Origin of the sequence: Microcystis sp. CS-574 (assembly GCF_028329095.1) — a bacterium.
In the GTDB taxonomy this organism is placed as follows: Bacteria; Cyanobacteriota; Cyanobacteriia; order Cyanobacteriales; family Microcystaceae; genus Microcystis; species Microcystis ichthyoblabe_A.
The window spans coordinates 1-23,828 of record NZ_JAQMSY010000064.1 but is presented as its reverse complement, the minus strand read 5'-3'; the positions used below and the strand labels follow the sequence as shown (position 1 = coordinate 23,828).

Here is a 23,828-nt window from a genome sequence, read left to right as displayed (position 1 = left end):
AGGGCATGGTTGAGAGTATAGATTACAAAAAATTAATGGCAACGACCTTAAGCAAAATGGAGGTCATGCAGGCTCGTATCAATGAATTAGAAACGAGACAAAGTGAATCTATTGCGGTGGTTGGGATGGCTTGTCGTTTTCCTGGAGGTATTAATTCCCCAGAAAAATATTGGAGTTTTTGTCAAGCCGGGCTTGATGCTATAGTGGAAGTCCCTAAAAGCCGTTGGGATATCTCAAAACTGTATTCTCAAGAACCAACTTTAGGAAAAATGAACACCGCTTATGGGGGATTTCTTCAAGAGAATATCACAGAATTTGATGCTCGTTTCTTTTCGATTTCAGCAAAAGAAGCAGCCTCCATGGATCCTCAACAAAGGTTACTCTTAGAAGTTGCTTGGGAAGCGTTAGAAAACGCCAATTTACCTCTGAAAAATTTAGCAGATAATAAAGTAGGGGTATTTGTGGGGATTACTAGCATTGATCATGCCCTGAAGGTTTACGGCACAAACTATGATCAAATTGACTCTTTTTTTGGCAGTGGCAATGCTCTAAGCGCCGCCGCCGGAAGGCTCTCTTATTTTCTCAATCTTCACGGTCCTTGTCTCTCGATTGATGCAGCCTGTGCATCCTCATTAGTAGCCGTCCATCAGGGGATTCGTAGCTTGAGAAATCGTGAATGTGAACTCGCTTTAGTGGGTGGGGTAAACCTCATTTTAGAACCCGCAATTACGATTAGTCTTTCTCAGTCGGGAATGATGTCCCCCGATGGGCGTTGCAAAACCTTCGATGCCTCTGCTAACGGATATGTGCGAGGGGAAGGCTGTGGGGTTTTAATCTTAAAAACTTTATCAGAAGCCCAGAAAAACGGGGATCACATTCTTGCCCTGTTGCGAGGTTCGGCGGTGAATCATAATGGGGCTGCTGCCGGTTTAACCGTACCCAGTGGACCCGCCCAGCAAGAATTGCTCCGTCAAGCTTTAGTTGATGCCAGAATAGTCCCTGAAGATGTCAGCTACATAGAAGCTCATGGCACAGGCACTTCTTTAGGAGATCCCATCGAATTGAATGCCATTGCCTCAGTTTATGGAAAGCGCTCCGACCCTCTTTATGTCGCCTCAGTCAAAACCAATATCGGTCATCTTGAAGCCGCGGCTGGCATGGCCGGAATAATCAAAACAATTCTGATTCTTCAACAGGGTGAAATCCCCTCCCATCTTCACTTCCAAACCCCTAATCCTCTGATTAATTGGGAAGACCATCCTATTAAAATTCCTACTCAAAATATACCTTGGCCGAATAACAATAAAGTCCCCATAGCTGGGGTAAGTTCTTTTGGATTTTCTGGCACAAATGCCCATGTTATTGTTCAACAAGCACCCGTCAGCAAAATCTCAGAAATTCAACAACAACTTCCCAGTCATCTCTTAACCCTTTCAGCCCACAACAAAACCGCTTTAAAAGAATTAGCCAAACGCTTCCATACCCTCCTAGAATCTCGTCCTGAAATTGGAGATATTTGTTATAGTGCAGCCGTCGGGAGGATAGATTTACCTGAACGTTTAGCCATTGTTGGCGATACTTGTCGAGAATTACAACAAAGATTAGCCGCTTTTGCTGAAGAAAAACCACTTGATGATTTGACTTTTTATCAACGTTTTACATCGGAAAAATCCCCTAAAATTGTTTTTCTTTTTACAGGGCAAGGGGCTTGTTATCCTGGCATGGGGCATCAACTATATCAAACTCAGCCGACATTTCGTCAATATATTGATCAATGTGCCGAAATATTGTCGAAGTATTTAGACCATCCTTTAACTGAAATATTATTTGGTGAACAGACCGATTTACTCAATCAAACTGCTTACGCTCAACCGGCTATATTCGCCCTAGAATATTCCCTAACAATGCTATGGAAATCTTGGGGAATTACCCCCAGTTTACTGATTGGCCATAGTGTGGGAGAATATGTAGCAGCTTGTATCGCAGGAGTATTTAGCTTAGAAGCTGGACTCGCCTTAGTTGTCAAGCGGGGGCAATTAATGCAAACCACAACCTCTGGGAAAATGGCTTCAATTTTTGCTGATGAAGAGACAGTAAGTTCCCTAATTAAAAATTATACTCAAACAGTTTCAATAGCTGCAATTAATCACCCTCAACAGATTGTTATTGCTGGAGAAAGTGCCAGCATTGAGGAAGTTATTAGTACCTGCAAAAAGCAAAAAATTCCCGCTCAATATCTTCCCGTTACTCAGGCTTTTCATTCCCCTTTAATGGAGCCAATTTTAAAAGAATTTGAAAAAGAGGCTCGTCAAATTTATTATCAACGCCCCCAAATTCTGCTACTTTCAGGACTTGATGGAGAGCTTTTAGAAAATGCACCAGATGCCGCTTACTGGAGTAAACAATGCCGAGAACCAGTAAGATTTTTGTCGAGTTTAATAACCGCTTTCAACAAGGGATATAACCTATTTTTAGAAGTGGGACCAAGACCAATACTAGCAGAACAAGGTCGTCGTTATAAAGATGAGGTCATCTGGTTAAGTTCTCTCAATCGTGGCTTAGATAACTGGCATACAATTCTTTCAGCCTTGGCACAACTCTACCTAAATGGTGCACCTTTCAATCCAGAACAATTCAATCGAAATTATGGCTATAAAAAAGTCAGATTGCCGAACTATCCCTTTCAAAGGAAACCTTTCCAATTTCAGCCTAATCCTCGAACGGAAAATCAGAGCATTGACAAAATATTCCTAGACGCACAAACCTCTAACCTTACCGATACCGAAACCACAGTTTTCAATATGCAAAAACATCAACAGGAAATCCGTAATCAATTAAAATCAATTTTGGCTTTACTTCTGAAAGAAGATGAGAACGATCTGCCAGAGGATGAGACATTACTAAACTTAGGAGCAGACTCAATTATCTTGACTGACTTTTCTCGCAAAGTCGAAGAAAAATTTCAAGTCAAAGTGAAAATAGATCAACTCTTTACCGATTTACAAACTCTTGCTGATATTGCCGAATACCTCTGCCAATTTGTCAACGAAAAACCCTTAGAAAATGCTTCAGAAATAACAACTAAAGTTATCAATGATGAGACAGAATTAAGCAATTATTTGCAAGTCATTGAGCAATTGCAACCCATCGCTACAGCCTATATCATCAGGGCCTTAGAGTCCTTAGGGAAAAAACTTAATCAAGGGGAACAATGGACAATAGAAACCCTAAGACAAACCTTACCCGTTGCTCGTAAATATCACATTTTGCTCAATCGTTATTTGCAGGATTTAGAGCAAGCTAATGTTCTTCACAATCAAGGGAATATTTGGACTGTCAAAAACTTGCCTGAGTCTTTTTCCTTACCCCAAGCCCTACAAAAGCTAGAAAAAACTTGTCCATCTGCAAAACCTGAATTAGAAATGTTGCAACGCTGCGGCGAAAATTTAGCGGAAGTTCTCAAGGGAAATATAGACCCCTTGACATTAATTTTCCCAGAAGGTTCCGTTGCTCATGCAGAAAGTATTTATGGAAATTCTCCCGTATCTCGATTGATGAATCAACGAGTCGCCCAAGCTATTAACCAGATTTTAACCAACTTTTCTAATAGTGATCGCCCCTATCAAATTCTCGAAATAGGAGGAGGAACTGGTGCTACTTCAGAAGCAATTCTTCACCACTTAAACCTCGATCATGTCACTTATTCTTTTAGCGAAGTTTCTCCCTTCTTACTGCATCAAGCTAGGCAAAAATTTCAGAAAAAATATAACCTAAACTTTCATCAACTAGACATTGAAAAGTCCCCCATTTCTCAGGGGATACCTGCTCGTAATTATCATATTGTTGTGGCCGCTAACGTCCTTCATGCGACTCGAAATATTACAGAAACTCTAACCCATATTCGGGAACTGCTGCGCCCCGGTGGTTACTTAGTTCTCCTCGAAACCGTAGAAAATAACTCATGGCTGAATTTAACCTTTGGATTAACCCCCGGATGGTGGCGCTTTCAGGATCAACAATTACGCTCAGATACACCCTTATTAAGGGGTGAAAATTGGTGTTCCGTTTTAAAAAGTTGTGGGTTTGCTACGGCGAATAGTTTCTCTAAACAAAACAATATTCCCATTAACAATGGCCAAGAATTAATTCTTGCTTGTGTGCCAGATGAACCCCTCTCAATTCCTGCAATTCCTAAGTTCACTGTCTCTGGTGAAAGCTCCGGTAAAGAAGCCTTAATGATGGCTCAATTACAATCTTTAAAAGACCTAAAAGACCTCCATGAGAAAACCATTATCAAGCAATTAGAAGTTCTTCAAACTGCCCCTGTCTCCCCCAGTATAGCCCCCGAAATATTAACGAATCAGACTCAAATCATTCCTACCCAAAGCTCTAAGATAGAAACTTACCTTCCGGTTTCTCAAGAGAAGCCCAAATCTCCTGAGAAACCTAGTTCTCCCAATTTAAACCCCTTAGCTTTAAAGCTGACTGAGAACAAATCCTTAACCGAACAACAACAAGCCTTTATTCAAAATTTACAGAGTATTTATAACCAGAAAACCGCCAAATCAAAAGCCTATTCACAAAATAGCCGTAAGACAATGGTGGATGTTAAACCGACCATTGACTTCCGCATGGCCTTAAAAGAATTTCAATATCCCATTGTTTCAGAATCTGCTCAAGGGGCTTATTTTAAGGACATTGATGGCAATAATTATATTGACTTAGCTATGGGGTTTGGGGTTAACTTTTTTGGGCATAGTCCGGATTTTGTCATTGAAGCGGTTCAAGAACAAATGAACCGAGGAATAAGTTTAGGAATGCAGTCAAATCTGGCTGCCGAAACCGCCGTTTTAATTAGTGAAATGGGTCGAGTCGAAAGAGTCGCTTTTAGTAATACGGGAACCGAGGCGATTATGGCCGCTGTTCGCATTGCTCGCTCTCGTACAAAACGTCAAAAAATCGTTATGTTCGCTGGCTCCTACCATGGAACTTTTGACGGCATCTTAGCACGAGTAGGAGAAGATAAAACCACGACTCAACCCTTAAGTTTAGGCACTCCTTTAGGAATGGTTGAAGACATAATAGTCTTGAGTTATGGAGTTGAAGAAAGCCTCGATATTATTGCTACTCATGCTGATGATTTAGCTGCCGTATTAGTCGAACCAGTTCAAAGTCGCAAACCCGATTTACAGCCTCAAGAATTTCTGCAAAAACTACGACAAATAACCCATAAAAAAGGGATCACACTCATTTTTGATGAAATTATTACCGGCTTTCGGATTGCTCCGGGAGGAGCGCAAGAATGGTTCAATGTTGAAGCTGATATAGTCATTTATGGTAAGGCCATTGGAGGAGGTTTACCAATTAGTATGATCTGCGGTAAAGCAGATTTCTTAGATACCGTTGACGGCGGTTTCTGGCAATACGGAGATGACTCTCATCCCCAAACCGAGTTAACCGCTTTTGGGGGAACTTTTTGTCGTCATCCTTTAGCCCTTGCTGCTTGTCGTGCTGTGCTTTTACATCTTCGGGAAAACAGTCCAACGATTCAAGAAAAAGTGAATCAATTAACTCATCGATTAGCCACCGAAGTTAATCAGTTTTTTCAAGAAATAGGCATTCCGATTCGGGTTGTTAATTTTGGCTCTTTATTCCGCTTTGAACCTTTTGGAGCTTATAGTATCTTCTTACAACCCATCGAATTACCCCTCTTTTATTACCTATTAAATCTTAAAGGAATCTACACATGGGAAAAACGAGTTTGTTTTCTCTCCACCTGCCATACTAATGAAGATATAGACAAAGTTATAGTAGCCGTCAAAGAAGCGATTACGGAATTACAGCAAGCTGGTTTTTTTGCTAATGCTAAACGCCCTCAAGTCAAGAAAGAAGAAAAAAAGCCCCTCTCTGAAGATGAAGATGGTAGGGGACATTTACCATCTTTAAATCAGTCCTTTCCCACCAGTGAAGCTCAACGTCAACTTTGGTTATTAGCTGAATTAGACCGTAATGCTTCAGCATCCTATAACGTCACAACATCTCTAGAATTACTAGGTTCTTTAGATGTTTACATTTTAGAAAAAACGATTAATCAAGTTATTAATCGCCATGAAGCTTTGCGAACCAAAATTATAGAACAAGGAGAATTACAGGAAGTTGTCAATGAAGTTAACATTAAATTAAACCTCATTGATTTTAAGGATGAAGATAATCCCGAAGCGACGGCCTTAGCGTTACGATCTCAGTTTTCCCAAAAACCCTTTGACCTGTCGATTGCTCCTTTATTTGCTGTGATTTTAATGCGCTTAAAACCTGACCATTATCTGCTCTCTTTAAAAACTCATCATATTGTGGCAGATGGTTGGTCACTAGGATTAATTTTGCAGGAAATTGGTCAACTTTATTCATCCCAAAATAACACAACTAAAGAGGTTCTCACACCACCGATGCAGTTTCGGCAATATTTAACCTTGCGAGCGCAAGAGACGCAAAGTCCACAAATGTTAGAGCATCGGGATTTTTGGTTGAAAACCTATCAGGAAGATCTCCCAACCTTTGAGCTTCCCACCGACTTTCCCCGTCCCGCCGTTAAAACCTACACTGGCGGACAAGAAAGTCAAGTCATTCCCTCTGAAGTTGGGCAAAATTTGCAGAAAGTAGGACGCAAAAATAAAGCTACATTATTTATGACGATGTTCGCCGCTTATACTGCTTTTTTGCGTCGAATTTCTGGTCATAAGGATTTAGTCATTGGTATTCCTATTTCTGGGCGACAAATAGAAGGTAGTGACAACTTAGTAGGCTTTTGTTCTCAATTTTTACCCCTGCGGATACAAGTCGATGCTACCACCTCTTTTATTGAACATTTACAACACACTAAACAAACCCTGATCGACGCTTTTCGCCATCAGAGTTATACTTTAGAGGATTTATTAGCAGCTTTACAATTACCTAGAGATTTTTCTCGTTCTCCTCTCATTTCGGTATCTTTTAACATGGATCCTAGTTTAACTCTGCCTGAATTTAAAGACTTAAAAGTATCCTTGCCACCGTCACCGATTGGTTATACACCTTTTGATCTAGGATTTAACTTAATTGAACTTAATGATAACCTCATTATTTACTGCAATTACAATACAGAACTCTTTAAAAAAGAGACAATTAAACAATTTATTGAAAGCTTTGAAATTTTGCTGAGGGGAATCATTGACGATGCTAATCATCTTCTTTATCAGTTACCTTTATTAACCCCAGTCCAACAAGAGAAGTTACTCAGACAATTAACCGGAAAAACTCGCAAACTCCCTGAGAAAGCCACCATCATTGATGACTTTGTAGCTCAAGTTAAATTAACCCCTAATGCTCCCGCCTTAATTGCAGGAAAAATTAACCTTAGCTATCAAGAATTAAATGAAAAAGTCAATCGTCTTACCCATTATTTACAGCAGGAATATCAGCTAGGTGTAGGAAAAGTGATTGGGGTCATGCTCCAGCGTGATCACAACTTAATCATCGGGATTCTGGCTACCTTTAAAACTGGAGCGACTTACGTTCCTATAGACTCTCAATATCCTCACAGTCGCATTGAGTTTATTTTAAAAGATAGTGGCTGTCATGTTTGCCTAACGGAGAGTAATTTTATCTCTAAGTTACCTGAAAAAATGCAGAAAATTTGCTTAGATAAAATTGATCCTATTGTTGAAAAATATGACAAAGATGAGCCTAAAATATTTCGCAATTCTAGCCAAACCGCCTATATTTTCTACACTTCAGGTTCAACTGGTAATCCTAAAGGAGTCATGGGCCGTCACATCTCAATTTTGAATGTTATTCAAAGCTTACGACTTACTTTTGATTTAGATAAACATCCTGAATGGCGCTATATTTTCACAGCTGCCGTTACACATGATCCATCTATTCGTAATATTTTTCTCCCCTTAACCATAGGTGCATCCCTATATATGTACGAAATAAAATATATAGGACATTTGGTTTCTTTCCTACAAGAAAATCAAATTAATGCCCTACATACCACCCCCTCTATCTATCGAGAAATCTTAGGGCTACTTGAACCGGGAGAAACCATTTCCAGCTTAAAATATATCTCGGTAGGAGGGGAAAAATTAGATCGGGAAACTGCCTTAGCTTTACGGAAACGTTTTCTGGCAGAAATTGTTAGCAATGTTTACGGATCTACAGAAACTTGTGTAGGAGTATCCCAGTATGAAATCAAGGAAAACTTAGACAGCGAAATCCCCCTCGGTCAAGTTTTCCATAACAATCGCTTAGGGGTTCTTGATGAATTTAATAATCCCGTTCCCCTCCATGTAATCGGCGAAATTTGTGTAGAAGGTGCCGCCCTAGCATCGGGTTATCATAACCAACCCGAAATGACTCAAGAAAAATTTAAACCTAGCTTTCTTGATGAGACAAAAACTCTCTTTAGAACCGGCGATTTAGGCAAACAAACTGCTCCAGGTATCATTGAGTTTATGGGACGAAAAGATAATCAAGTTAAGGTCAATGGTTATCGAATTGACCCCGGAGAAATTGAATATCAATTGACTCGTTATGCTCCCATTGAAAGAGCGATTGTTTTACCCGTTCAAGTTAATAATCAAACTCAATTATCTGCTTACTGTCAAACAGACAAAACTCTAGAAATTGCTGAGATTCGAGAATTACTTGCCAAATTTTTACCAGTTTATATGATTCCGAGTTACTTTATTTTTTTAAAGCAATTCCCCTTAACTCGACATGGAAAACTTGACCTGCACTCCCTGAGAGAACTCAGAGAAACTGGTAAATCTCTGGTGAATTCTAATTACGTTGCACCCCGGAATTATTTAGAATCCAATCTCGTTAGTATCTGGGAAAAAATTCTCTCTAAACATCCTATCGGTATTTTTGATAACTTCTTTGAAATTGGCGGTCATTCTCTACTCTTATCAAGGGTTGTAACCCGGGTTCATAAAGAACTAAATGTATCCGTAAAATTAGCTGACTTCTTTAAAGTTCCAACCGTTGCTGGATTGGCGACTTTAATCTCCCAGACTCAATACAATTATCAAGAACCCATTTCGGCAATTCCCCCCCAAAAATCTTATCCGATGTCTCATGGTCAGCGTCGTCTTTGGGCTTTAGAATTCCTAGATCAAAATCATAATGCCTACGGAATGCCCAGTGCTTATCAATTCAAGGGCAATCTCAATATTGATGCTTTTGAAAATGCCTTTCAACAGTTAATTCAACGCCATGAAATTTTGCGGACAACCTTTACTTTAATCAATAATCAACCCCGTCAAGTTGTCCATAATCAAATGAACTTTGTCATTAAACAAATAGACCTGACAGCTTATGTTAGCACAGAACAAGAAAACCTGATCGAAGAAGCAATCAGCTATAATGCCAAAACGACTTTTGATTTAGAAGTGGGACCGTTACTTAAAGTTAACTTACTTAAACTAAGTCAAGAAAATTACATCGTCTTGTTTAATATGCACCATATCATTTTTGATGGTTGGTCAGCAGGGGTTTTAATTAAAGATTTCCTCACCCATTATCACGCCTATGGACAAGAAAATTCCCAATTAATGCCCCCTCTTAGAATTCATTATAAAGACTATACTTCTTGGCAAGAAAGTCAATTAGAGACCTCGAAACTTCAAGATCAACGGGATTACTGGTTAGCTAAATTAACTCCAGTTCCTGTTCGTCTTAACTTACCTGTTGATTATCCGCGCCCACCTGTTAAAAGTTTTCAGGGAAATACAATTACATGGCAACCTGAACCCGAATTGATCGATACTTTTGAGAAGTTAGTTAAAGCACAAGAAGCCAGTTTATTTATGGGTTTAGTTAGTTTGGTTAAGAGTTTTCTATTCCGTTATACTGAGCAAAATGAAATTACAATAGGCTCTGCTATCGCTGGCAGAAATCATCCTGATTTAGAAGATCAAATCGGATTTTATGTTAACACTCTCGTCCTGCGGGATCAGATAACAGATCACGACAGTTTTACGGATGTCCTTAGCAAAGTAAAAACAACCACTTTAGAGGCTTATGATCATCAAGACTATCCCTTTGATCAGATCGTATCTGATTTGAATTTACAACGAGATCCTAGCCGTAATGCTCTCTTTGATGTTGCAATCGTCCTGCAAAATAATCAAAATGTAGATCTGGCCTTGGACGGAATTACAGTTAACTCCATTGACCCAAAAATGATTACCGCTAAATTTGATTTAGAATTTATCTTTGTTGAGGAAGAAGAACTTTATCTCAAGCTAATCTACAACACAGATATATTTATCCATGAGCGAATTTTATTGATCATAGATCTGTTCAAAAACTGGCTAGAGCAAGTTTTAAAATTTGCCCATGAACCTTTGATAAACTTATCCTTAGCTTCCTCAGAAAATCTTACTCAAGAGGGGCAGGAACTGTTCACAGAAGACTTTAATTTTTAGTCAATAGCCATTACACTAGCAGGAGATTTTAATGAAGACAAAACTACCGATTCTTGGCGTTTTAGGTGGTATGGGACCATTGGTTACCGCCGAATTTCTGAAATCGATTTATGAATATAATCCTTTTATTGATAAGGAACAAGAAGCCCCTAATGTTATCGTTTTTTCCCTTCCCTCTGCACCTGATCGCACAGGTTCTATTGGTAGTGGAAAAGAAAGAGAATTTATTGATTTTATTCAAGTCAATCTGGAACATCTCAATAAACTGGCTGATTGCATAGTCATTGGCTGTTGTACGGCTCATTATGCTCTGCCTCAGATTCCCGAAAATCTGAAGGGTAAACTTATTTCCTTAATTAAAATAGCAGACCAAGAACTCCAAGAATATAATAAACCTACCCTTTTACTTGCTAGTACAGGGACTTACCAGAAAAAATTATTTCATGAAGGCTGCACCACCGCAGATCTGATTATTTCTCTCTCAGAAAGTGATCAAAAGTTGATTCATGAAATGATCTATAAAGTGCTAAAAAGAGGACAGGATCCGTTAAGTATTCTTAGGGATATAGAAGCATTATTAGAGAAATATAACAGTCGCTCCTATATTTCTGGGTGTACCGAATTTCATCTCTTAACAAAATCTCTCAAACTTAAAGGAATTGACTCCATTAAAGCGATCGATCCGTTAAGTACTATCGCTCAAAACTTTTCTCAGTTAATCATCAAACAAGCTCAGGTAGATCTAGTGACCGACTGCCATCAGCCTTCAAACCCAAAAAGCCCTTGACCATCGCACCTCTATCAGGTACAATTCAAACTTGAGTTGATCACTTCTGACTTTTAACTTGTGGGTAGCGATATACTGGTTCATCAGGTTTTCAAGATTATTCCTATTTTTGATAAAGAGGTGTAAAAAAAATGTCTAAGCATTCCATCAGTTTTGGAGGACAATTGGAAGATAATTGGCGGACTCTGTCAGAAGTATTAGAAACTGCCACTAAGCATAATAATCATGGAATTACTTATATCAGAAATGACGCAACTGAATATTTTCAGAGTTATCAAGACTTATATCAAGATGCTTTGGTTATTTTAAATGGACTGGAACAAAAAGGAATAAAATTAGGGCATAAAGTCATTCTACAAATTGCCAAAAATCAAGACTTTATTCCCGCACTATGGGCTTGTTTTTTAGGGGGAATTATTCCAGTTCCTTTGACCGTTGCTCCTAGCTATGATCTGGAAAATTCTGCCGTCAAAAAACTAGAGAATGTTTGGAAAATTTTAGACAATCCCTTGATATTATCCGACAGTGAGCTAATTACTGAAATTGAAAAATTAGGAACTTACTCTCATTTAGAAGGGTGGCAAGTTATCTCAGTTAATGAACTCAGAAAAGCACCCTCTAAAATCGAACAATTGCCGATTCTTGACCCACAAGATGCAGCCTTATTACTCTTTACTTCGGGTAGTACTGGTATGCCCAAGGGAGTAATATTAACTCATCATAATATTCTGTCCATGACTGCTGGTACAGTGGCGATGAACCACTTTACCCAACAAGAAGTTACCCTTAATTGGATGCCCTTGGATCATGTAGGAGCTATCGTATTTTTAGGAATTATGGCGGTAGATTTGGCTTGTGATCAAATTCATGTTCCCATGGAATTAGTCCTACGCCAACCTCTGCAATGGTTAGAACTCATTCAAAAGCATCAAGTAAGCATTTCTTGGTCTCCTAACTTTGCATTTTCCTTAATTAATCAACAGGCCGAAGAACTTAAGCACGTCTCTTATAACCTCTCCTCAATGAAATTTTTAGTGAATGCTGGCGAGCAAGTTTCAGTAAAAACGATTCGCCTATTCTTAGAAATTCTTGCAAAACATCAACTACAGGAGAGAGCGATTAAACCGGCCTTTGGCATGACTGAATCCTGTTCTGGGATTACTTGGTCAGCCGGTTTAAGTAAAAATGAACTCACCGAAGAAAATAGTTTTGTCTCTCTAGGAAAGCCGATTCCGGGAGCAACTATCCGGATAGTCGATCAGGAAAATAATCCTTTACCTGAAAGAGAAATTGGAAAGCTTCAAATTCAAGGTAATTCTGTTACTAAAGGATATTATAATAATAATGAACTCAACCAGGAAGTTTTTCAAGAAGGGTGGTTTACTACTGGAGATTTGGGGTATTTATCTAAGGGCGAACTCTTTATTACTGGGAGAGAAAAACAAGAAATTATAATTAATGGTGTTAATTACTTTGCCCATGAACTTGAAACAACAATCGAAGAATTAGAAGGAGTTAAAGTCTCTTATACAGCCGCCTTTGCCGTCTTTGATCAAAGTCGAGAAACTGATTTATTAGTTATTACTTTTAGCCCAGAATCTGAGCAATTTGAACAGGGAATAAAAGTTGTTAGAAAAATTCGCAGTCATGTAACACAAAAATTCGGGATTGCTCCAGCTTATGTCATTCCCTTAGAAAGAAATTTAGTTCCTAAAACCTCTATTGGCAAAGTTCAAAAATCTAAATTAAAAAAGGATTTTGAACAGGGATTATTTAGCAGCCGTATCCAAGAAATAGATCAATATTTAGCAAAAGAGCGTCAGAAAAATCAAACCTTACCTCAATCAGAAAATGAACGGCAAATAGCGGCGGTTTGGAGTGAAGTTTTACAGTTAACCTCAGTTGGTTTAGAAGATAACTTCTTTGAACTAGGGGGACATTCTATACACTTAATCCGAGTTCAAAATGAACTTGAAAAACTTTTTAACCGTCAGCTATCCCTTGCTGAAATGTTTAAAAATCCTACCGTTGCCACCCTAGCCCGTTTCTTAAGCGAAGAATCAAATACTAATCAAGTTATAGCACAAAAAAGCCGTCAACGTGCCGAAAATCGGAGCCGTCGCCATAATGAAACCCATGACATTGCAATTATTGGTATGGCGGGGCAATTCCCGGGGGCTAAAAATTTAACAACCTTCTGGGAAAATTTAAAAAATGGAATCGAAACTATCTCTTTCTTTTCTGAAGAAGAATTACAAGAATCGGGAGTGTCTTCGGAACTATTTAATCAGCCTAATTATGTTAGAGCTAGACCAATTCTCGAGCAAGTTGAATACTTTGACAGCGAATTTTTTGGCTATACAGATAGAGAGGCAGAATTACTAGATCCTCAGCAACGTTTACTGCTTGAATGTAGTTGGGAATGTTTAGAAAACGCTGGTTATAATCCTAATACTTATCAAGGATCAATTGGTATATTTGCGGGCGCAAGTATGAACACATATCTGATAAATAATTGTTATCCTAATCGGGGTAAATTAGATAGTAATGACGAGTTACAACCCTTCACACTAGATTCAATGGGAGGGTTTCAAACAATGGTAGCTAATGACAAAGACTATTTAACAACGCGAATTTCTTATAAACTCAACTTACATGGTCCGAGCGTTAATGTTCAAACTGCTTGCTCTACTGGATTAGTTGTAGTTCATCTCGCTTGTCAGAGTCTAATCAGTGGAGAAAGTGATATGGCTTTAGCTGGAGCTGCTTCAATTAATTCTCCTCAAAAAATTGGTTATTTATATCAAGAAGGACTGATTATGTCTCCTGATGGCCATTGTCGCGCCTTTGATGCTGAAGCAAAAGGGACTATTTTTGGCAGTGGAGTAGGAGTAATTATGCTCAAAAGATTGTCAGATGCTTTAGCCGATCATGACCATATTTATGCAGTTATTAAAGGCTCTGCTATTAATAATGATGGTGGTCAAAAGTTAGGATTTACTGCCCCCGGTGGAGAGGGTCAAATTGCTGCCGCTACGGAAGCCCTAGCCTTTGCCGGTGTTGATGCTAATACAATTAGTTTTGTGGAAGCTCATGGCACAGGAACCCCCCTTGGAGATCCCATTGAAGTTGATGCTTTAGCTAAAGTTTATCAGGGTGCAAATGAGGGAGAATGTGCTTTAGGTTCAGTAAAAACCAATATCGGACATATGCAGATTGCTTCCGGTATTGCTGGTTTAATTAAAGCGACTTTAGCCCTCAAATATAAGATTATTCCACCTACATTACATTTCCAAAATCCTAACCCTCAAATTAATTTTTCCCAGACTCCTTTTTACATTAATAATGAGGCTATTTATTGGACTACTAAGCAAGACAAGTCCGAAAAATTACCCCGACGGGCAGGGGTAAACTCTTTAGGTATTGGCGGGGTTAATGCCCATGTTATTCTAGAAGAAGCTCCTCCCATTATTCCTCAAGACAATCAGAGCCAACGTCCCTATCATTTGCTCACCCTTTCCGCTCGAACCGAACTAGCTTTAACAGAGTTAGTAAGTCGCTACATAGACTTTTTAGAAAGTCAACCTGAAAAGGATCTGTCTGATGTAGTATTTACGGCAAATACAGGCCGAGTTCATTTCTCAAATCGTTTAGCCTTAACTGGCTATAAAAATAGTGATTTTATTGAACAATTACGGCAGTTTAAGCAGCTCGATTATGAGTCAACTATTTATGGTATAGTTGATGAAAAAAGACCGTCTAAGATTGCCTTTTTATTTACAGGGCAAGGTTCTCAATATGTAGGGATGGCTCATCAACTTTATCAGACTCAACCCACCTTTAGAAAAACTTTAGACGCAGGGGAAAAATACTATCAAAAACTAACGGGTAAATCCCTACTAAACGTCGCATTTGCCGATACAGATGACTCCTTAAACCAAACCGCTTATACCCAACCGGCACTATTTCTGATTGAAGTTGCTCTCGCTCAATTATGGCATTCTTGGGGAATTCAACCAGCCGCTATTTTAGGCCATAGTTTAGGGGAATATTCGGCTGCTTGTTTTGCTGGTGTTTTTGATCTTGAAAGTGGCTTAAAACTGGTCAGCCATCGAGGCAACTTGATGGGGCAATTACCCCAAAATCAAGGGGAAATGGCGGCTATTTTTCTCGATAAGAACTCAGTTGTTGAGCATTGCCAAAGTCAGGGAATAAAAATCGCTATTGCTGCCATTAACGCGGAACAGCATACCGTTATTTCTGGAGAAAAAAACGTAATTCAAAAACTCTGTAACCATTTTACTAATACTGGGGTTAAAGTTCGTAAACTTAAAGTTTCTCATGCTTTTCACTCCCCTTTAGTAGAACCAATGGTTGCAGAATTTAAAACGATTCTTCAAGAGATTTCTTTCAGTCAACCTCAAATTTCTCTGGTCTCTAACCTAACGGGAGAAATTGCTGATGACAGCATTATGACTCCTGAGTATTGGCTTCAACATTTACTAAATACGGTACAATTTCATCAAGGAGCTTTATTCCTACAATCTCTTGGATGTGATACCTTTATTGAAATTGGACCTCAACCTATTCTCTCAGGAATTATTCAATCATCTCTATCTTCATCTGAACCTCTAACTCTACCCAGTTTACGCTCGGGATTTTCTGATTGGCAAGTTTTACTAGAAAGTCTGGGTAAACTCTATGTTCGCGGTGCAAAGATAGACTGGTTTAGTTTTGATCAAGACTATCATCCTAGACGATGTGCTTTACCTACTTATCCCTTTCAAAAACGTCAACACTGGATTTCTTTAAAAACCCCATCTGCAACTGTTCCACGGGAATCTAATCTGGTCAAAATGTTATCCGAAAAGGACAAAACTACTTTGATGCAAACCCTCTTAGAAACAGGTCATTATTCTGAAGATGAAAAACCAACAATATCTGCCATTGTTCAACAGTTGATTAAACTGTATTATCAAGAAAAGGAGGACTTTGATTTTGCCAAATTACTTTATCAAGTAGCTTGGCTTCCCTGTGATTTAGCTAACGGTAAGCTAGAAAATCTGACCAGCCTTAAAACGGATTTAGAGGTTTACTTAGAACCCCAATTACAATCCTCAGAATTGATGGGAGTTTCTCTCGCTTTTTCTGAAATGGAAAAACTGGCGGCTGACTTTGTTGTTAAAGCTCTGAAAGATTTAGAACTCTTTCAAATGAATACCTTTCTTGATCCCGATCAAAGTTTTATTCAAGCTGGACTCAAACAAGAATATAAATATTTCTGGAATTATGTTATAGAAATATTAGCGAAAGTAGGCATTTTAGAAAAGCAAAATACCCTATGGAAAATTGTTAAAGAACCTGAACAATCTAATCCTGATTTAGCGGTAGAAGATTTAATCAATCATTATCCTAATGCTCAAATAGAACTCCATCTATTTCGACAAGTTGCCACAAATTTAGCGGCCATTATTACGGGAAAAATATCTCCTTTATCTATCCTATTTTCTCAAGATGGACAAGGAGGAGCCAGCGAATTTTATAAAAATACATCTTCGGCAAAAATTCTCAATCTGGGTATCTCTAAAACCGTTGAACTTCTACTCTCAAGTTATCCTCCCTCAGCCTCCCTCCGCATTCTCGAAATTGGTGCGGGAACTGGAGCTACAACCCAACAGGTTCTTAAAGCTTGTAACTCTCGTCAAATTACCTACACATTTACTGATGTTTCCCCCTTCTTTCTAGAGAAAGCTAGAGATAATTTGGCTGAATTTTCTGGACTAGAATACAAAGTTCTCGATATTGAAAAAGACCCGAAATTACAAGGGTTTTGCTGTCATTCTTATGACTTGATTATCGCAGCTAATGTCTTACACTCTACCGCCAATTTACAAGAGGAAACCTTGCCTCATATTCAAAGTTTACTACGTCCAGGCGGTCATTTATTACTGTTAGAATTAACTCAGCAATCTTCCTGGATTGATTTAATCTTTGGTGTCACTCAAGGGTGGTGGCGTTTTAGCGATTATCATTTGCGCCCAAATCATCCTATAATTACAGCATCTACTTGGGAATCTATGCTGCTTAAATCGGGTTTTTCTCAGGTGGAATTTGTTTCTCCTGATCAAAAAATAGGTACTGCTTTATTTCAGCAAAGTATTATTCTGGCTCAAAGTTTAGAAATCTCCCCTAACACCGCTAAAAACTGGCTAATTTTTACTGATATTGAACCCCAACAAAATACTTTTGCCTTAGGGATTCAAGAGCAACTACTTAAAAAGTGTGATTCCTGTCGGATAATTTATCAAGGGGAGAAAAATACACAAATATCATCTTCTGAGTCTTGTTTGAATGCTAATCAACTACAACAATTAGAGGAATGGTTTGCGTCAAATCCATCTCCAGATCGGATTATTTATCTTTTGAATAGTGATGGCAAAGATCAACCAGAATCCATTTTATTGAATCGCTGTAACTATCTTTTAAATCTTCTCAAAGCTATTCAAAAAATCCCTAATCCCCCTCAATTATTCCTTGTTACTCAGGGGGCCCAACCCTTTGAATTAGAACAGCCTTCTTTGGGGTTTCAGTCTCCTCTTTGGGCAATGGGGCGTGTTATTGCCCTAGAAAATCCGCAATTATGGGGAGGTATGCTCGATCTTGATCCCGACGTTGACATTAATCAAAATATTACCGCATTACTATTAGGATTAACTCATGCTCACGATGAGGATCATTTGGTCTTCCGCAAAGGTCAAGGCTATGTTGCTCGTCTGCTTCCTCTGAAGTCTCTAGAGACAAAAACTGTTAAGATTCAACCTGAGGCTACCTACCTAATTACGGGAGGAATAGGACATCTAGGCTTAGAATTGGCGGAACATTTAGTCAATTTAGGAGCAAAACATCTCATTTTAACGACACGCCGCTCATTACCAGTCCGCTTCCTGTGGGATTCAGCAGCCGAATTAGCTCAAATATCACAAAAAATTAGAAAATTAGAGGAAAAAGGAGCATCAATCGCAGTTATTTCGGCAGATGTTGGCAATTTTGAGGCTATGCAGGCCATATTTACCCAAATTGAAAAAACCGCTTATCCCCTGCGTGGCATTTTCCATCTTGCCGGAATCTCAGGCCGACAAGCTCAATTAAAAGACTGTACTCTGCAGGATCTGGAAGCAGTTTTTCAGGCAAAAGTTAAGGGTTCTTGGAATTTACATCAACTATCTTTGGGTAGTCAATTAGACTATTTTGTGCTGTTTTCTTCGGCGGGTGCAATTTGGGGGGCAAAGGAACAAGGCTTATATGATACTGTTAGTCATTGGCTGGATGCTTTGGCTCATTTCCGTCATCTTCAAGGGCTGCCTGCAACGACTTTAAATTGGGCATTATTGGCGGGTCATGGTATAGTATCTCAAGACTATGAGGACTGGCTCAAACAGATTGGGATCAGGGAAATTGCTCCAGATATGGCCTTGAGAGTGATGGATGCTATTATGGCTTCTAATCAAACACAGGTTTTAATCGCCGATGTGGATTGGGTTCGTTTCAAAAATATCTATGAATTTAAAGGTGAGAAACCACTCCTAAAAAATTTAGGACTCTCAGAAGTTGCCATTAAGTCTGTTCAAGAATCAGACTCTGTACTGCATCTTTTAGAGGAGATGCCTTTCGGAGAACGTCGGGAATATTTGTTAGAATATGTTAGCAAACAAGTCAGAATTATTTTAGGGATTAAATCTATGCCAGATACAGAACAAGGATTGATAGAAATGGGGATTGACTCCCTATCCTCTATTGAATTGAAAAATCGTTTAGAGAAAAGATTAGAAGTTCTCTTACCCACTTCTTTAGTCTTTGATTTCCCTAATATTAGACGCTTAGTTGATTATCTGCTTGACCGCATTTTCGGTGAAAAAGTTCAAAAAACAGCCGAGAAAAAGATGATTAACTTCACTGAAGTTCAGCAGGAGATTAGTGAGGATTTAATCTTACAAGAACTTACTGATTTAGAGGCTTTTTTAGGAGATTAAATAATCCTAATCCTTGAAGTTAGAAAGCTTGAAATTAAAAAAAATTCAAGGCATTTCCTAAAAGTTAACCTATATTAAAACTATGCAAACTACATTTTTTCAACAAGAAACCGTAAAAAGCTCTCATCAATTTTTTGACAATCTGAAATTGATTGCCGGTCCTTACTGGTATCCAACTGATCCTAAAGAAGGAAGAAAATTTTCCGAGGTAATAAGTTCATGGGGAATGCTGTTTCTCCTCCTTTTAGTAATTGTTGGACTGGTTGCCTCTAATGCAGTTAATAGCTTCGTTAATCGCTATTTAGTTGATGTTATTATTCAAGATAAAAATGCCTCTAAGTTTCTGACAATTCTATTATTTTATGGCTTAGGATTACTTTTAATTACCCTGTTTACTGCATTTTCTAAATTTGTTAAAAAAAGAATTATTCTGGATTGGTATGAATGGCTAAATCAGCAGGTTATTACCCAATATTTGAGCGATCGCGCCTATTATAAAATTAATTTTAGATCCGATGTGGATAATCCAGATCAAAGGATAGCTCAAGAAATAGAACCCATTGCTAGAAATGCTGTTAATTTTGGCTCTGTTTTATTAGAAAAAGTCTTAGAAATGACGACTTTTTTAGTAATTCTTTTTTCGATTTCCCGACTAGCCGCCTTGATTTTAGTGGCTTATACAATTGTCGGCAACCTAATTGCTGTTTATTTAAGTCGAGAATTAGATAAGATTAGTCAAGAAGAATTGGAATCCAAAGCTAATTACACCTACACTTTAACTCATGTTCGGAATCATGCTGAATCTATTGCCTTTTTTCAAGGCGAAAATCAAGAGTTGAAAATCATTCAACGTCGATTTAATAATCTCGTCAGAAATTCTCTCAGTAAGATTGATTGGGAGAAAAATCAAGACATTTTTAGTCGAGGTTATCGCTCAGTTATTCAAATATTTCCCTTTGTTGTCTTCGCTCCAGCCTATATTCGGGGGGAAATTGATTTCGGACAAGTTAATCAGGCTATTATTGCTTGCAGTATGTTTGCTAATGGTTTTTCTGAGTTAATCCTTGAATTTGGTTCTTTGGGCAGATTTTCCAGTTATGTTGAGCGTCTATCTGAATTTTCGTCGGCCTTAGAAGAAATCGGCCAACAAACCAAGGATGCTAGTACCATTAAAACCCTTGAACAAAATCAGATCAAGTTTGAGGATGTTACTTTACAAACACCGGATTATGAAAAGGTAATTGTTCAACATTTATCCCTATCTATCGAACCAGGCGAAGGTTTATTAATTGTCGGACCGAGTGGACGAGGTAAAAGTTCTCTATTAAGAGCTATTGCTGGCTTATGGAATGCAGGAACTGGTTGTTTAAAACGACCTCCCTTAGAACAATTTCTCTTTTTACCTCAACGTCCTTATATTATTTTAGGAACTCTCAGAGAACAGTTACTTTATCCTAAAACAACCCGTGAAATGACCGATGGAGAACTTGAATCGGTTTTACAACAAGTTAATCTTCAAAATATAGCCACAAAAGTTCATGGCTTTGATGCGGAAGTTCCTTGGGAAAATATACTATCTTTAGGAGAACAACAACGCCTTGCTTTTGCCCGATTGTTAGTAACCCATCCCCGCTATGTAATCTTAGATGAAGCCACAAGTGCCTTAGATTTGAACAACGAACAAACCTTATATCAGCAGTTACAAAAAGCACAGACAACTTTTATTAGCGTAGGACATAGAGAAAGTTTATTTAAGTATCATCAATGGGTCTTAGAACTTTTAGAGGATTCTAGTTGGCGACTTCTTTCCATAGATGATTATCGAGCCTCAAAAGCTCTGTAACTGTTTCATTGCTAAACCTCAATTTAGGAAAAATTACGATGACTACTACTTCACCAAAAACTCTGACTATGGATATTCAAAAACCCAGGGTTCTTTTAATCGGAAAAATGTATGATGAAGCGGGGCAAAAACTTCTTGAAGAATCTACTAATATAGAAATTTTGTCCAACCCTACACTGGAGGAAATTAATGAGGCCATTCAAGAAGTATCTGGCGTATTTGTGCGTTATCCTAATAAGTTAGAGGCTTCATCAATCCGATTAGCAAAACAATTAAAAGTAATTAGTACCTCTGGATTTGGCACAGATTCTATTGATATTATGGCAGCAACAGAACAGGGGGTTATCGTTGTTAATAATCCCGGAATGTCAACTACAGCTGTAGCAGAACACACCTTATCTATGATTTTAGCCCTTGCCAAAAAGCTCCCTTTTTTAGATCATTGTGTGAAAAAGGGTAACTATTTAATTCGCAATCAGATGCAACCGATTCAACTCGAAAACAAGACCCTTGGTATTGTAGGTTTAGGAAGAATTGGTACTCTGGTGGCTCACAAATGTAACCTAGCACTGGGGATGAGAGTATTAGCTTATGATCCCTATGTTCCAGCCAGCAAAGCGGAGACAGTAGGAGCAACTTGGGTCAAAGATTTAGATGTTCTTCTGGCTGAATCGGACTTTGTTTCTTTGCATACTGAACTAACAAGTGAAACGCGGGAAATGTTTAATATATCAGTTTTTAAAAAGATGAAACCAACAGCTTTTTTAATTAATACCTCCCGGGGAAAAGTCGTTTGTGAAAAGGATTTAGGGATCGTCCTTAATCAAAAATTGATAGCTGGATGCGCCCTCGATGTCTTTGAACCAGAACCGCCGGCTTTAGATAATCCTTTATATAATTTTGAGAATGTCATTCTCTCACCTCATTTAGCCGGAGTAACCCCTGAAGCGAGTCTAGCGGCTGCTGTTTCGGCGGCGAATCAAATATTACAAGTGCTTCAGGGAGAGAAGCCTCCTTATATGATTAATCCGGAGGCGTGGAATCTTTTTTAAAGCATCTAGAGAATCTCAGGGATTCGGTTAGTTAAAAATGGCAATATTTCTGAAAAATCCTTAGGAGGATAATAATTTGGAAAACATCGGCAAAATTCCCCTCAAAGATGAATGGCGTAATCGCTGGGCAATCATCAAACAATTTATCCTTAATCCAGCTCGAGAAATGGCGTTTTTGCAAGATCAGTTTCAAGTTTCTGAACTATATACTAATATAGCGAAACGCGATCCTCATCTTCAGGATCCTAATTTTCCCCAATGGCTTAATTTTGGTTATTGGAAAGAAGAAACAACTTATAACGGAGCTTGTGCCGCTTTAGCGCGTAAATTAGCCGAAGTAGCCGAACTTAAAGCCGGAGATCACCTTTTAGATGTGGGTTTCGGTTTTGCTGAACAGGATTTACTCTGGGTAAGAGAAAACAATGTTAGCTCAATTATTGGTCTAAATACAACTGAGTTACAAGTAGAAATTGCTCAAGAAAGAGTAGCTAAAGCAGGGTTATCGGACAGGATAAAACTTCAAGTCGGCTCGGCTACTCAAATCCCCTTTTCTGAGAATTCTTTTGATAAGTTGACCGCTTTAGAATGTGCTTTTCATTTTGACACTCGTGAGGATTTTTTTGCAGAAGCTTTTCGAGTTTTGCAGCCCGGTGGAAGGTTGGCTATAGCGGATTGTTTGCCTAGAGTGGGTCGAGAAATTAACTTCTGGCTGCGGGTTAATAGTAAGAAAATGTGTATTCCCTTTGCTAATCAATACGACCGACATACTTATGTAGAAAAACTCAAAAAGCATGGATTTGTTAATATCCAAGCTTTATCTATTAGTGAATATGTTTGGCCGGCAATGGTTCATTATTTTGCCCAGATTAGCCAAGGAATTAGTAAGCATGATTTAGTTATCGATCTCCAGAAAGATAACCCAGGACTCGAAGCTTGGTCAAGAAATCGGGGTTGGTTTATGGCGTTTGATGATTATCTTTTGTTTTCGGCAGAAAAGCCTAAATTAAACTGAGTTCGGTTTAAGCAGATTGAGGTAAAACCCAGTCCATAGATAGGGGGGACTTCTTGTTAGCGATTGCCTATTAATCAAGGAGTTGAGAATCTAGAATTGGCCAAGGTTTTCTAACAGTCCCTTCTATAGCGTTATCCCGAACGCAGGTTAAGCTAGAAATCGCTAGTCACCCCCCAGATGTAGGGCTGATTCATTCTCTCTTATGTCATTCTCTCAACTCCTTATCTGGTAACGTTTTTAGTCGATTTCTCGGAAATACATAGCTGAAAATTTGTCAAAACGTCGTGCTTTGTAGGTTGATTCATGAATCAACCTACTATGAGAGCAAAAACCGGTACTCCCCTGCTCCCTAACTTACCTCGTAAGCGATTAAAGGTAGCAAAAAAAAGAAGTAGATTCGGAGAATGAATTAGCCCTAGTATTAAGGAGGGATCGACACCCCCCTTATCAAGGGGGGATTAAGGGGGGATCGAACCCAAAATCTATATTCAATTTAATAGAACTCTTGCAAATTAATTATATGTTATAATGATCGGTTAACTAATTTTCCCCAAAAAATTAGTTAATCAGTACATTCGTCCTGAATGAAAACTTGAAGTTTAACTTTTAACTCAAAACTCTTTAGAGCTGCTTTA

The 23,828-nt window shown here is 38.6% G+C and carries 6 protein-coding genes; all 6 read left to right on the top strand.

Annotated features, from left to right (window positions below; all coding sequences use genetic code 11):
* Positions 1-5: 5 nt before the first annotated feature.
* The 6 genes from PN470_RS04210 (at position 6) to PN470_RS04185 (ending at position 23,193) form a co-directional block, all read left to right on the top strand.
* On the top strand, positions 6-10,469 hold the full coding sequence (locus PN470_RS04210) for a non-ribosomal peptide synthetase/type I polyketide synthase (RefSeq protein ID WP_271938430.1): 10,464 nt from the start codon (positions 6-8) through the stop codon (positions 10,467-10,469).
* A 31-nt stretch (positions 10,470-10,500) separates the two neighbouring features.
* A complete protein-coding gene (locus tag PN470_RS04205; protein ID WP_271938434.1) occupies positions 10,501-11,256 on the top strand; it encodes an aspartate/glutamate racemase family protein in 756 nt (251 codons plus the stop codon).
* Positions 11,257-11,387: 131 nt separating this feature from the next.
* On the top strand, positions 11,388-19,286 hold the full coding sequence (locus PN470_RS04200; RefSeq protein WP_272103780.1) for a type I polyketide synthase: 7,899 nt from the start codon (positions 11,388-11,390) through the stop codon (positions 19,284-19,286).
* Between the two features lie 82 nt (positions 19,287-19,368).
* Complete coding sequence (locus PN470_RS04195) at positions 19,369-21,129, top strand: ABC transporter ATP-binding protein/permease (protein ID WP_103111558.1); 1,761 nt, start codon at positions 19,369-19,371, stop codon at positions 21,127-21,129.
* Positions 21,130-21,167: 38 nt separating this feature from the next.
* The gene (locus tag PN470_RS04190; RefSeq protein ID WP_272103778.1) at positions 21,168-22,181 is read left to right on the top strand and encodes a hydroxyacid dehydrogenase; all 1,014 of its coding nucleotides are present in this window, start codon (positions 21,168-21,170) and stop codon (positions 22,179-22,181) included.
* 76 nt (positions 22,182-22,257) lie between these two features.
* Positions 22,258-23,193: a methyltransferase domain-containing protein gene (locus tag PN470_RS04185; protein ID WP_272103776.1), complete on the top strand. Its 936-nt coding sequence runs from the start codon at positions 22,258-22,260 to the stop codon at positions 23,191-23,193.
* The last annotated feature ends 635 nt before the right edge of the window (positions 23,194-23,828 follow it).